An 11,974-nucleotide genomic window follows, 5' to 3' on the forward strand; every position below is an offset into this window, starting at 1 on the left:
GTACGTAGGCCCGGCAGACGCCGGGTCCAGCTCGGCGGAAACCGGAGCGGGCCCGGCAGACGCCGGGTCCAGCTCGGCTAGAGCCGGCAGGGGCCTGGCAGACGCCGGCTCCGGCACAGCGCAAGCCGGTTCCGGCACGGCGCAAGCCGGTTCCGGCACGGCCGCCGGGCGGCCGGGCCGTTCCCGGGCGGCCGCCGACCGCGAAGGCGGCACCGGCAGTGGGCCCGGCACCGGCATCGCCAGCGGGCCCGGCTCCGGGCGGAGCGTGCCGCTGGATCTCGGGTCTCCGCTGGTCCGGCTCGGCGAGGCGGCGCGGGCCGCCCTGGGCGGGCTGCTGGCGGCGGGGACGGCGCCGGCGGAGCCGCCCGCGCCCCGCCCGGTCCTGCTGTCCGCCCTGGACGCGGTGCTGGCCGACACCGGCGCGGCCGCCCGGAGCGTCACCGACGCCTGGTCGGCCGTACGGGCGGCGGAGATGGCGGACGCGCCGGCCTCGGCATCGGCCCCACGGCCGGCCCCGGCCCCCGCGCCGGATCCCGGTCGTGCCGGTTCGGGGCGGCCCGCCGGCACGGAACGCCTGCGGCTCTCCCTGGCCGCGCTGCCCTACGTACGGGACCACTGCGTGTACCTCCAGCCCGACGGCTGGCCCGAGGACTCCGACCGGTTCCCCGTCGTGCCCATGACCACCATGCTGGAGCTGGCCGCCGAGGCCGCGCTGCGGCACGCCCCGCCCGGCCTCCGCGTCGTCGGCTACGAGGACGTACGGGCGCTGCGCTGGCTCGCCGTGGAACCGGCCGTCGACGTCGAGGTCGCCGTCCGAGGCGACGGGCCCGGCCGGGCCCGCGTCACCCTGGGCGCGTACGCCTCGGTGGTCGTGCTGCTCGGCGAGCGGTACGGGCGGCCGCCCGCGCCCGACACCACACCGCTGCGCGATCCCCGGCCGGCCCCGGTCAGCGCCGAGGCCCTCTACCGCGACCGGTGGATGTTCCACGGCCCGCGCTTCGCCGCAGTGCACGAGGTGCGGACCGTCGCCTCGGACGGCATCGAAGGGGTCCTGCGGGCCCTCCCCGACCCCGGCGCCCTGCTCGACGCCGCCGGGCAGCTCTTCGGCCACTGGATGCAACTGCGGCTTCCGGTGGACCGGTTGGTGTTCCCCGCCACCGTGGACCGGATCCGCTTCTGCGGGCCCGCGCCCGCCCCGCAGGACCTGGTCGCCGCCACGGCCCGGATCCGCGAGGTGCGCGACACCACCGTGCGCGGCGACCTCGAACTGCGCCGCTCCGGCGGCGAGGTGTGGGCCCGGATCGAGGGGTGGACGTACCGCCGGTTCGGCGCCGACGAGCGGGTCTGGCCGATGAAGTTCACCCCGGAGGTGTGCGGCATCGGCGAGCCCCGGCCCGAGGGCTGGTGCCTGGCCCGGCGCCGCTGGACCGATCCCGCCTCCCAGGAGCTGGTGATGCGCCGCTACCTCGGCGCCGCCGAGCGCACGGCGTACGAGCGGCTGTCGCCGCGCGCCCGGGCGCCCTGGCTGCTGGGTCGGATCGCCGCCAAGGACGCGCTGCGGCAGCTGCTGTGGGACGGCGGGGCCGGACCGGTGTTCCCGGCGGAGGTGCCCATCGGCAACGACCCGGCCGGCCGGCCGCTCGCCGAAGGACCGCTCACCCGGGGCCTGCGGCTGTCGATCGCCCACAAGGACCGGATCGCGGTCGCCCTCGCCCACCCCGGCAGTGCGGTCGGCATCGACGTCGAGCAGGTGAGCGCCGACCCGGACGCGCTGGTCCGGATCGCCCTCGGACCGCAGGAGGTCCGGCTCGCCGAGCGGCTGGCCGCCTGTGAGGGCACCGGCCTGCCGGCCGCCCTGACCGCGGTGTGGTGTGCCAAGGAGGCCGCCGCCAAGGCCGAGGGCAGCGGGCTCGGCGGCCGCCCGCGGGACTGGCGGGTGTCCGAGGACCCGGACTCTGGCGCGCTGCTGGTGCGCTCCCCCGACGGGCACCCGTACCCGGTCCGCACCACCCTGCTCGCCACCGATCCGCTCGACCACGTCGTCGCCTGGACCGCTCACGGAGCGGCGGCGCCGTCCCCCGTCCCCTTCCACCTCACGGAGACCCGTCATGGCACCTGACATCCTCGCCGAGATCACCGCAATGCTCGTGGAGATCGTCGGCGACGAGTACCTGCTCGCCGAGGAGGTCACGATGAAGACGACGTTCAACGAGGACCTGGCGCTGGAGAGCGTCGAGTTCGTCGCCCTCGCCGAGCTGCTCCACCACCGCTACGGCGCCGAGGTGGACCTGATGGAGTTCCTGGCGGAGAAGGACATGGACGCCATCCTCGCCATGTCGGTGGGCGACCTCGTCACGCACATAGGCCGGATCACCCATGCCTCCCTCGCCCGCTCCGGGGCCTCCCCGGCCGGCTCCGCGGGCTGAGCCGGCCATGGCCTTCGTCCTCGCCAACTCGCTGCGCTTCCACGTCCAGCGGCTGCCGGCCACCGCGGAAGCCGCCCGCCCCGACCGGCCCGTGGTGGTCTTCCTGCACGGCCTGGCCGTCGACAACCTGTCCTCCTTCTACTGCCCGCTGGCGGTGCCGGTGGCCCGGGCCGGACACGAGGCGGTCCTGTACGACCTGCGCGGCCACGGCCGCACCGAGCGGCCGGCCGACGGCTACGACAGCCGAACCGCCGTACGGGACCTGTTCGAGCTGCTCGGCGCGCTGGGCCTCGGCGACCGGCCGGTCCACCTGGTCGGCAACAGCTACGGGGGCACGCTCGCCCTGCACGCGGCGCTGGCCCGGCCCGCCCTCGTCGCGGGGCTGACCCTGCTGGAGCCCCCGCTGAGCGGGGCCTGGGTGGAGAACATGGTGGACACCCTGTCGGCCGCCGCGCTCAGCCTGGAGGACAGTCCGGTCCCGGCCGAACTGCGCACCCTGCGGCTGCGCAAGGCCGCGAACCTCACCGCGATCGCCGACGAGCTGCTCAACCGCACCACCCTCATCGACGACATGGCGGCGGGCCGCACCTTCACCGCGGCCGACTACGCGCGGCTGCGCTGCCCCCTGCTGATCGTGTGCGGGGAGCACTCCGAACTGGTGCCGGGAGCACGGGAGCTGGCCCTGCACGCACCGGAAGGGGTCCTGCGGATCCTGCCGGGGCTGGGGCACGACGTGCTCAAGGAGACCAGCGGGGCGCTGCGGGAAGCCGTACTGGCCCATCTCGACGCGGCAGCGGGCCGGTCGGCGGCGCGGGCGGCACGGGAGACGCCCGGGACCCGGGTGGGAGCGCTGGTCCCATGAGGGTGCTGTTCACCGTTCCGCCGCTGGCGGGACACGTCAATCCGACGGTGGCCGTCGGGGCCGAACTGGCCGCCCGCGGCCACGAGATCGCCTGGGCCGGGCCCTCCGCGGTGCTGGCCCGGATGCTGCCCGCGCAGGCCCGGATCCTGCCGGCCGGGGAGGAGGCGGGCGGCGGCTACACCGCGCTGCACGCGCGCTGGCGCGACCTGCGCGGGGTCGCGGCGCTGCGGTTCCTGTGGGAGGAGGCGCTGGTGCCGCTCGCACGGGCGATGGTGCCGGGGGTGGCCGATGCCGTCCGCGCCTTCGAGCCGGACGTGCTGGTCGCCGACCAGCAGGCCCTGGCCGGACCGCTGGTGGCCGAGCGGCTCGGGATCCCGTGGGCCACCTCCGCCAGCACCTCCGCCGAACTCACCCGGCCCTTCGCGGACTTCCCGAAGGTCGGGGAGTGGGTTGCGGAGCGGATCCGCGGACTGGTCGCCGAGTTCGGCCCGGTGTCCCCCGGCTGGGATCCGCGCTTCTCCGACCGGCTCGTCCTGGTCTTCTCCACCCCCGAACTCGTCGGTCCGGAGCAGGAGTTCCCGCCGCACCACGCCTTCGTCGGACCGGCTTTCGGAGCCCGCCCGGCCGCTCCCGGATTCCCCTGGCAGCGGCTCGACCCGGCGCGCCGCCGGGTGCTGGTGTCGCTGGGCACCCTCAACCAGGAGGCCGGCGGCCGCTTCTACCGGGCGGTGCTCGGGGCCGCCGAACACCTCGCGGAGGACGTGCAGCTGGTGCTCGCGGCACCGGCCGCACTCATCGGTTCCGTGCCGGACCACCTGCTGTCGCAGGAGCGCGTTCCGCAGCTGGAGCTGCTGCCCCACCTGGACGCCGTGGTCTGCCACGGCGGCCACAACACCGTCTGCGAGGCCCTCGCGTTCGGGCTGCCGCTGGTGGTCGCGCCGATCCGCGACGACCAGCCGATCGTGGCCCGCCAGGTCGTGGACGCCGGGGCCGGGGTGCGGCTTCGGTTCGGCCGGACCCGCGCCGAGGAACTGCGCGACGCCCTCACGGCCGTGCTGGACGAGCCCGGCCCCCGCCGGTCCGCCCGGCGCATCCAGGCCTCATTCGCCGCGGCGGGCGGAGCCGCCGCCGCGGCCGACCGGTTGGAGAAGCTGCGATGACGCCACTCCCGATCCCCCGGGTCCCGTGGACCTCGGCGGTGCTGCTGGCCGCGCTCGGCGCCGGCACCGTCCGGGCCGGCCGCAGGCTGCGGGCGGTGCCGGTGCTGCCGGCCGCCCCGCCCGCGGCGACCGGCGTACCGCGGGCCGCCGGGTGGCGGCTGCTCACCGCCCGGGGGGTCGAGGCGGACGCGGCCACCTTCCTCTCCGCCTGCGCGCACGCCGAACGGGAGGGGCTGCGGGTCCTGGACCTGCTGCCGGCGGACCTGCCCGCCGAGCGGGCCCTGGGGCTGCTGCGATTGGTAAACCCCGCCCGCTACCAGGCGGACCGGCTCGGGGAGGGGCGCGGCGCCGGGTTCGCCGTGCTGGCCGCCGAGGAGGTCCTCGCGCGGGCCGGGGTGGATCCGGACGGGCCGCGGCCGGGGCCGGTGGAACTCCTCGCGCTCACCCGCCGCCTGAAGGAGTACGCGGCCGGCGCCACGGGCCTGGCGATCGCGCCCGCCCTGAGCTGCGGACCGCCGCCCGGGGCGACCGGTCCCGGGCGGGCCGCCGAACTGCGGGCGCAGGGGCTGCCGCCGGGGGCACTGGCCGCGGCCCAGCTCGCCGGGCTGGCGCTGCTGGCGGGCGTCGCCGTACGCCAGGGCCGGTGGGGGGCCGCCGCGGCCGGGCTGTACTGGCTCCAGCCGTACCTGGTCCTCGGCGGGCCGCGTTCCCCGCTGCGCCCGGCCGATCTGGCCCGGGCCACCGCCGCCCGGCCGGTACGGTCCCTCGGCGCGGCCGTGCGGACGGCCGCGGCGGCCCGCCGGGGCGGGGGCGGGGAGCCGGCGTCCGGCCCGGCCGCCGCCTACCGGGCCGCCGCCTACCGGGCCGACCTGGCCGAAGGGACGGACCGCTTCTTCGAGGCCCGCCGCCCGGACTGCCCGTGGTGCGGGAGCGGGCGGCTCGCCGTCCGGGTCCGGGTGCCGGACCTGCTCCAGGGCAAGCCCGGCCGGTTCACGCTGGAACGCTGCGAGGACTGCGGGCACGTCTTCCAGAACCCCCGGCTGAGCCCGGAGGGGCTGGAGTTCTACTACCGCGACTTCTACGACGGGCGGGGCGGCGAGGGCGCGGGCACGGTCTTCGGACGGCTCGGCCCCTCCTACCGGGCGCGCGCCGAGATGCTCCGCGGGCATGCGGGCGGGTCCGGCCCGGAGTCCTGGCTCGACGTGGGCACCGGACACGGGCACTTCTGCAACGCGGCGCGCGAGGTCTGGCCGGGGACCCGGTTCGACGGGCTGGACATGGGCGACGGGATCCTCGGGGCGGAGCGCCGCGGGTGGGTGGAGACCGGATACCAGGGCCAGTTCCCGGAGTTCGCCTCGAAGCTGGCGGGCCGGTACGGCGTGGTCAGCATGTACCACTACCTGGAGCACACCCGGGATCCGCAGGCGGAGCTGGACACGGCGGCCGCCGTCCTGGCCCCGGGCGGGTTCCTGACCATCGAGGTGCCCGACCCGGAGTCCCGCATGGCCGACCTGCTGGGCGGGGCATGGCTGCCGTGGTTCCAGCCGCAGCACCAGCACCTGGTTCCGGCCGCGAACCTGCGCGAGGCGCTGGCGGACCGGGGGTTCACCGTGCTGGTCGAGGAGCACGGGCCCGCCCACCAGGGCAACGACTTCTTCGGCGCGGTGGCCCTGACCGCCGCGCGGCTGGCCCCGGATCCGGACCGCCCGTGGGGCCCGCCGCCCACGCCCGGCGCCCGGGCCCGCGCGGGCCTCGTCCGCACGGCGGCACTGCCGTGCTTCGCGGGCGCGGCCGCACTCGACGCCCTGCGCTCGGCCGCCGCCCGCATCACGGACGGCGGAAACGCCTACCGTCTCCTGGCCCGCAAGGACACCCCGTGACCAAACCCACCACCCCCGCAACCCCTCCCCCGGCCGTGACACCCCCCGCCCCCGCCCGACCCGTCTTCGGGCAGCCCGCCGGGAGCCCCGGCCCCGCCGCGGTCACGGCCCGCACGAACACAACCGGCACCGCCCCGGCCCCGGCCCGCACGAGCGCAACCGGCACCACCGCAGCCTCGGCGGGCACAGGCGCAAGCAGCACCGCCGCAGCCGCCGCGGGCACAGGCGCAACCGGCACCGCCCCGACCCCGGCAGGCACGAACGCGACCGGCACCGGCGCAGACCGGTCGGGCACGAGCGCAACCGGCACCGCCCCGGGCCGGGCGGGCGCGGGCGCAGTCGGCATGGGCTCAGCCGGGTGGGGGGAGCGCGCCGGAGGGGACCTGGCTCGGCGGGCCACCGCCGATCCGCTCTTCCGGCTCGTCGCCTACGCGCTGGAGGCCGCGCACGGCCGGCCGCCCGCCGCCGTGTGGAGCGCGCCGTACGCCTTCCACCTCGGCTCCCCCGGGCTGGCCGCCGCGGCCGGCTGGCCGACCGCCGCCGCGGCGGCCCCGCGCACCGACGGCATGGTCCGGCTCAGCTCGCTCGGGCACCCGGCGGACAGCTGCGATCTGCCGCTGACCCTGTCGGGGCCGCTGCCCGCCGCCCCCGCCTGGGCGGTGCGGCCGTACACCGTGCTGCGGGCGCTGGCCCGGGCCGGCCTCGGCCGCGGCGGGACGGACCTGCACGTGCAGGGCTCGCTCACGGCGGCCGCCGGGCTGGCCACCGCGGAGCCGGCCGACTGCGCCGTGGCCCTGGCGGTGGCCGATGTGCACACGGACCCCGGTGAACTGCCGGACCGCGCGCACCTGGCCCGGCTGCTGGCCGCGGCGCTGCCGGACGGGGACGACACCCTGCGCCGCGCGGTGCTCTTCGCCCGGCAGGGCAAGGCCCTGCTGCTGGGCGCGGAGCCCCGGCGGCGGCAGCGGTACGTCCCCTTCGACCCGGCGTCTTCCGGTGCACGGCTGGTGCTGGTGGCCGTGCGCGGCGAGGCCGGGGACCGCCCGGCGGAGCTGGAGCGGGCCGTGGCCTGCGCCCGCCGGGCCGGAGCCCTGAGCGCCTGGCCTCCCGGGCAGGAGCCGGGGCGCAGCGCCCTGGTGCTGCTGCCCGGGGCGCGGCTGGCGGCCGTGCGCGCCGCGGTCGCGGAGGACTTCCGCGACCGGCGGCGGCCCGTGCCGCGCTTCTTGAACATCTCCGTCGCCGGCGCGGCCCGGCGCGAGGAATGACCATCCGGCCCGCTCGCACCACATCCGCTGAACCCAAGGAGGATCCGCCATGCCCATCCCCTCACCCAGGGCCGACGCGAGACGCCGGGCCCGGTGGTCCGCGCTCGTCGCCGGACTCGGCGCCCTCGGCCTGCTGGGCGCCTTCACCGTCGCCAACTCCCAGGCGGCGGAGACCGGTTCCACCGCCACCGCGGCGGCCGCGGCCGCGCTGCCCTCGTACGACCACGTGGTGGTCGTCGTGTACGAGAACAAGCAGTACGGGGAGATCATCGGCAGCTCGAACGCCCCGTACATCAACCAGTTGGCGAACGGCGGCGCCAGCCTGACCGGCATGAAGGCGCTGACCCACCCCAGCCAGCCCAACTACTTCAACCTCTTCTCCGGTGCCACGCAGGGCATCACGGGCGACGGCTGCTACGTCCCGCAGTCGATGACCGCGCCGAACCTCGGCCAGGAGCTGATCGCGGCCGGCAAGACCTTCGCGACGTACAACGAGGACCTGCCGAGCGAGGGGTCCACGGCCTGCACGAACGGCCAGTACGCGCAGAAGCACAACCCGTGGTTCGCCTTCAAGAACGTGCCGCTGAACACCGGCAAGACCTGGGCGCAGTTCCCGCAGAACAACTTCGCGGCGCTGCCGCACCTGTCGTTCGTGGTGCCGAACCAGTGCAACGACATGCACTCCTGCCCGGTCGCCACGGGCGACACCTGGACGAAGAACAACATCGACGCGTACGCCCAGTGGGCGAAGGCCAACAACAGCCTGCTGGTGCTGACCTGGGACGAGGACAACTACCTGGGGTCGAACCAGATCGCCACCGTCTTCTACGGCGCGCACGTGAAGACGGGCAGGTACGCGACCCCCTTCAACCACCACCACCTGCTGCGGACCTTCGAGGACCTCTTCGGTACGACGCACGCGGGCAACGCGGCCAACGTCCAGCCGATCAGCGAGGTGTTCGGCGGCTCGACGCCCACCCCCACTCCCACCCCCACCTCACCGACCCCCACCCCGACCGCGGGTGACCTGAAGCTCGCCGATCCGGGGCCGCAGACCTGCAAGTTCAACCAGTCCTGCACCATCCAGCTCAGCGCCACCGGCGGCAAGCCCCCCGTCCGCTACGCGGCCACCGGTCTGCCCTGGGGTCTGACCGTCGACCCCGGCACCGGCCGGATCAGCGGCAAGCCCTGGGCCAGCGGCACCCTCCAGATCACCGCCACGGCCACCGATTCCACGGGCGCGACCGTCACCGCCGGGTTCCCGCTCACCGTCAACTGGTTCTAGTCGCCTTCTGGGAGGCATCCGTGTACCTGTCGACCAGCCGGGCCGCGGACGCGGCCGGGAACACCCCGGTCCCGAGCGGCCCCCTGCGGGCCGTGCCCGGCACGGTGTTCGCGCTCGGCCTGGTCAGTCTGATCACGGATGTCTCGGCCGAGATGGTCACGGCCGTGCTGCCGCTGTACCTGGTCGCCGGGCTCGGCATGTCCCCGCTCGCCTTCGGCGCCCTGGACGGGCTCCACCAGGGCGCCACGGCGCTGCTGCGCCTGGCGGGCGGCCGGATCTCCGACCGCACGCACCGCCGCAAACTCGTGGCGGGCTTGGGCTACGCGCTCTCCGCCGGGTGCAAGGCGGCCCTGCTCGCGGTCACCACCCCCTGGTCGGTGGCGGCGGTGCTCGCCGCCGACCGGACCGGCAAGGGCCTGCGCACCGCCCCCCGCGACGCGCTGATCTCGCTGTCCTGCCCGCCGCAGGAGCAGGGCCGCGCCTTCGGGGTGCACCGCGCGCTGGACACGGCGGGCGCCCTGCTGGGGCCGCTGGCCGCCTTCGCCGTGCTGTGGGTGGTGGCGGACGGCTACGCGGCCGTGTTCACGGTCAGCTGCTGCTTCGCGGTGCTGGGGGTGGTGGTGCTGGTCCTGTTCGTACGGGAGGCCCCCGCGCCCGCCGCCGCCGCACGCACCCCGCTGCCCCCGGTGCGCACGCTCGTACGGATCCCGGGTCTGCGGCGGCTGTGCGCGACCGCCGCCGTGCTCGGCCTGTTCACCGTCGGCGACGCCTTCCTCTACCTGCTGCTCCAGCGCCGGCTCGAGCTGCCGGCGGCGTACTTCCCGCTGCTTCCCGTCGGTACGGCGGCGGTGTTCCTGCTGGCCGCGCTGCCCGCCGGGCGGGCCGCGGACCGGCTGGGCCGGCGCCGGGTGTTCCTGGGCGGGCACGTGCTGCTGCTCGGCGCCTGCCTGCTGCTGCTCGCTCCGGTGCCGGCGGGGCCGCTTCTCGTGCTCGGGGTCCTCGGGCTGCTCGGCCTGTTCTACGCGGCCACGGACGGGGTGCTGATGGCCGCGGCCGGGCCGCTGCTCCCGGCCGGGCTGCGCACCACGGGCCTCGCGGTGCTCCAGACGGCCCAGGCGCTGGCCCGGTTCGCCGGGTCCCTGCTGTTCGGCGCGGCCTGGACGCTGTGGGGGCCGGGCCCGGCCCTCGGCATGGCGGCCGGGGGGCTCGTCCTGTCGCTGGCGGCGCTCGCCGTGTTCGGCGGGCGGGAGCGGGGCGGGCCGTCGTAGGGTCGGGCCCATGGCTGAAGCACAGCGCACACTCGAAGGCAAGGTCGCCCTGGTGGCCGGGGCTACGCGGGGCGCGGGCCGGGGCACCGCGGTCCAGCTGGGCGCGCAGGGCGCGACCGTGTACGTGTCGGGGCGCAGCTCCCGCAGGGGACGCTCGGAGTACGACCGGCCGGAGACGATCGAGGAGACGGCCGAGCTGGTGACGGCGGCGGGCGGCCGCGGTGTCGCGGTGGTCGCCGACCACCTGGAGCGGGCCGAGGTCGAGGCCCTGGTGGGGCGGATCGACCGCGAGCAGGGGCGCCTGGACGTCCTGGTCAACGACATCTGGGGCGGGGAGCACCTCTTCGAGTGGGACAGCACGGTCTGGGAGCACGACCTGGACAAGGGCCTGCGGCTGCTGCGGCTCGCGGTCGAGACCCATGCCGTCACCAGCCACTTCGCGATGCCCCTGCTGCTGCGCCGGCCGGGCGGGCTGGTGGTGGAGATGACGGACGGCACCGCCGAGTACAACGCCGCCCACTACCGGGTGTCGTTCTTCTACGACATCGCCAAGTCCGCCGTGCTGCGGATGGCGTTCGCGCTGGGGCACGAGCTGGGGCCGCGCGGGGCCACGGCGGTGGCGCTGACCCCGGGGTGGCTGCGTTCGGAGATGATGCTCGACAACTTCGGTGTGGCCGAGGAGAACTGGCGGGACGCGCTGGACAAGGTCCCGCACTTCGCCATCTCCGAGACCCCCTCGTACGTGGGCCGGGCGGTCGCGGCGCTCGCCGCGGACCCGGAACGGGCGCGCTGGAACGGGCAGTCCCTGTCCAGCGGGCAGCTCGCCGGGGTGTACGGGTTCACGGATCTCGACGGCAGCCGTCCGGACTGCTGGCGGTACATGGTGGAGGTCCAGGACCCGGGCCGCCCGGCGGACACCACCGGCTACCGCTAGGGGGCGATGGCCGGGCGCCCCGCCGGACGCCGTTGCAGCGCCTCAGGACCCGGGCCTCGACTCGATGAGGCGGGCCAGTCCGTCCAGGACGCAGCGCAGGCCGAAGGCCCAGACCGTCTGCGGGTCATAGGCGCCGACCGCGCTGCCGACCCGGCCGGCGAGCGGGTAGCGCGCGGGGTCGAGGACCCGCTCCAGCAGGGGTGCGACGACCGACCACCACTCCTCGTCGCTCTGGCGGCTGTTGTGCTCGGCGGCGTCGGCGGCGGCCAGCGCCTCGGCGTGGACGAAGGCGAGGAGGTGGGTCAGGGCGGCGTCCATCTCGACGTCGGTGAGCCCGATGCCGTCGAAGGCCGCCAGTTCGTACTCGTACTTGGCGATCACGCCGGGGCCCAGCGGCGGGCGGACGGCGGACAGGTCCGCGATCCAGGGGTGGCGGGTGAGCAGGGCCCGGTTGTCCTCGGCGACGCGGGTCACCCGCGTCCGCCAGGGTTCCGGCGCGTCCGGCCGCGGCCGGGCGCGGTCCATGGTCCGGTAGGCGTCGTCCAGCATGAGGTCGAGCAGCTCGGCCTTCCCCGGCACGTACGTGTAGAGGGTCATCGGCGTCACTCCGAGGCGCTGGGCCAGCGCCCGCATGGTCACCGCGGTCAGGCCCTCCGCGTCGGCGAGGGCGATCGCGGCGTGGACCACGGCGTCCACGCTGAGTCCCTGCCGCGGACCGCGCCGCCCGGCGTGCGCCTCCTGGCCGGGCCCGCGCCACAGCAGCTCCAGCGTCCGGACGGGATCCCCCGTACCACTGCGGTCCCTCGCCATCCCGGCCCTCCCGCTCTCGGCAGAAAAATACACTACAGCGTATAGAGTACAGTGTATAAAATAAGCCGAGACACCATCACGCCA

10 protein-coding genes are annotated in these 11,974 nt (G+C 76.2%); 9 read left to right on the forward strand and 1 reads right to left on the reverse strand.

What is annotated here, in order from left to right; genetic code table 11:
- Positions 1 to 265: 265 nt before the first annotated feature.
- From AB0D66_RS09360 to AB0D66_RS09400, 9 genes are all read left to right on the forward strand, one after another.
- On the forward strand, positions 266 to 2,119 hold the full coding sequence (locus tag AB0D66_RS09360) for a 4'-phosphopantetheinyl transferase superfamily protein (protein WP_362299099.1): 1,854 nt from the start codon (positions 266 to 268) through the stop codon (positions 2,117 to 2,119).
- Positions 2,109 to 2,426, forward strand: coding sequence for an acyl carrier protein (locus tag AB0D66_RS09365; protein WP_362299102.1), 318 nt, complete (start codon positions 2,109 to 2,111; stop codon positions 2,424 to 2,426). The genes AB0D66_RS09360 and AB0D66_RS09365 overlap by 11 nt, the downstream gene beginning before the upstream one ends.
- Positions 2,427 to 2,433: 7 nt before the next feature.
- A complete protein-coding gene (locus AB0D66_RS09370) occupies positions 2,434 to 3,288 on the forward strand; it encodes an alpha/beta hydrolase (RefSeq protein WP_362299105.1) in 855 nt (284 codons plus the stop codon).
- Positions 3,285 to 4,448, forward strand: a complete 1,164-nt coding sequence (locus AB0D66_RS09375; protein ID WP_362299108.1) for a nucleotide disphospho-sugar-binding domain-containing protein — start codon at positions 3,285 to 3,287, stop codon at positions 4,446 to 4,448. The genes AB0D66_RS09370 and AB0D66_RS09375 overlap by 4 nt, the downstream gene beginning before the upstream one ends.
- The gene (locus tag AB0D66_RS09380) at positions 4,445 to 6,328 is read left to right on the forward strand and encodes a class I SAM-dependent methyltransferase (protein WP_362299111.1); all 1,884 of its coding nucleotides are present in this window, start codon (positions 4,445 to 4,447) and stop codon (positions 6,326 to 6,328) included. The genes AB0D66_RS09375 and AB0D66_RS09380 overlap by 4 nt, the downstream gene beginning before the upstream one ends.
- A gap of 344 nt (positions 6,329 to 6,672) precedes the next feature.
- Positions 6,673 to 7,593 (forward strand): galactokinase, encoded by a 921-nt coding sequence (locus tag AB0D66_RS09385; RefSeq protein ID WP_362299114.1) that lies wholly within the window; start codon positions 6,673 to 6,675, stop codon positions 7,591 to 7,593.
- Positions 7,594 to 7,642: 49 nt separating this feature from the next.
- Complete coding sequence (locus AB0D66_RS09390; protein WP_362299117.1) at positions 7,643 to 8,878, forward strand: alkaline phosphatase family protein; 1,236 nt, start codon at positions 7,643 to 7,645, stop codon at positions 8,876 to 8,878.
- Positions 8,879 to 8,898: 20 nt separating this feature from the next.
- Positions 8,899 to 10,146, forward strand: a complete 1,248-nt coding sequence (locus tag AB0D66_RS09395) for an MFS transporter (protein WP_362299121.1) — start codon at positions 8,899 to 8,901, stop codon at positions 10,144 to 10,146.
- 10 nt (positions 10,147 to 10,156) lie between these two features.
- Positions 10,157 to 11,080, forward strand: a complete 924-nt coding sequence (locus tag AB0D66_RS09400; protein WP_362299124.1) for an SDR family oxidoreductase — start codon at positions 10,157 to 10,159, stop codon at positions 11,078 to 11,080.
- Between the two features lie 42 nt (positions 11,081 to 11,122).
- Here AB0D66_RS09400 and AB0D66_RS09405 read toward each other — a convergent pair whose 3' ends face one another.
- Positions 11,123 to 11,890 carry a TetR/AcrR family transcriptional regulator gene (locus AB0D66_RS09405; RefSeq protein WP_362299127.1) on the reverse strand — a complete coding sequence of 256 codons (768 nt, stop codon included), beginning with the start codon at positions 11,888 to 11,890 and terminating at the stop codon, positions 11,123 to 11,125.
- Positions 11,891 to 11,974 lie beyond the last annotated feature (84 nt).

The organism is Streptomyces sp. NPDC048270 (assembly GCF_040652335.1).
In the GTDB taxonomy this organism is placed as follows: Bacteria; Actinomycetota; Actinomycetes; order Streptomycetales; family Streptomycetaceae; genus Streptomyces.

Excerpts from the sequence above, each read along its gene's own strand:
- AB0D66_RS09390 (WP_362299117.1), top strand. The coding sequence starts at position 7,643 with ATGCCCATCCCCTCACCCAGGGCCGACGCGAGACGCCGGGCCCGGTGG.
- AB0D66_RS09380 (WP_362299111.1), top strand. The coding sequence starts at position 4,445 with ATGACGCCACTCCCGATCCCCCGGGTCCCGTGGACCTCGGCGGTGCTG.
- AB0D66_RS09370 (WP_362299105.1), top strand. The coding sequence starts at position 2,434 with ATGGCCTTCGTCCTCGCCAACTCGCTGCGCTTCCACGTCCAGCGGCTG.
- AB0D66_RS09385 (WP_362299114.1), top strand. The coding sequence starts at position 6,673 with ATGGGCTCAGCCGGGTGGGGGGAGCGCGCCGGAGGGGACCTGGCTCGG.
- AB0D66_RS09400 (WP_362299124.1), top strand. The coding sequence starts at position 10,157 with ATGGCTGAAGCACAGCGCACACTCGAAGGCAAGGTCGCCCTGGTGGCC.
- AB0D66_RS09405 (WP_362299127.1), bottom strand. The coding sequence starts at position 11,890 with ATGGCGAGGGACCGCAGTGGTACGGGGGATCCCGTCCGGACGCTGGAG.
- AB0D66_RS09365 (WP_362299102.1), top strand. The coding sequence starts at position 2,109 with ATGGCACCTGACATCCTCGCCGAGATCACCGCAATGCTCGTGGAGATC.
- AB0D66_RS09375 (WP_362299108.1), top strand. The coding sequence starts at position 3,285 with ATGAGGGTGCTGTTCACCGTTCCGCCGCTGGCGGGACACGTCAATCCG.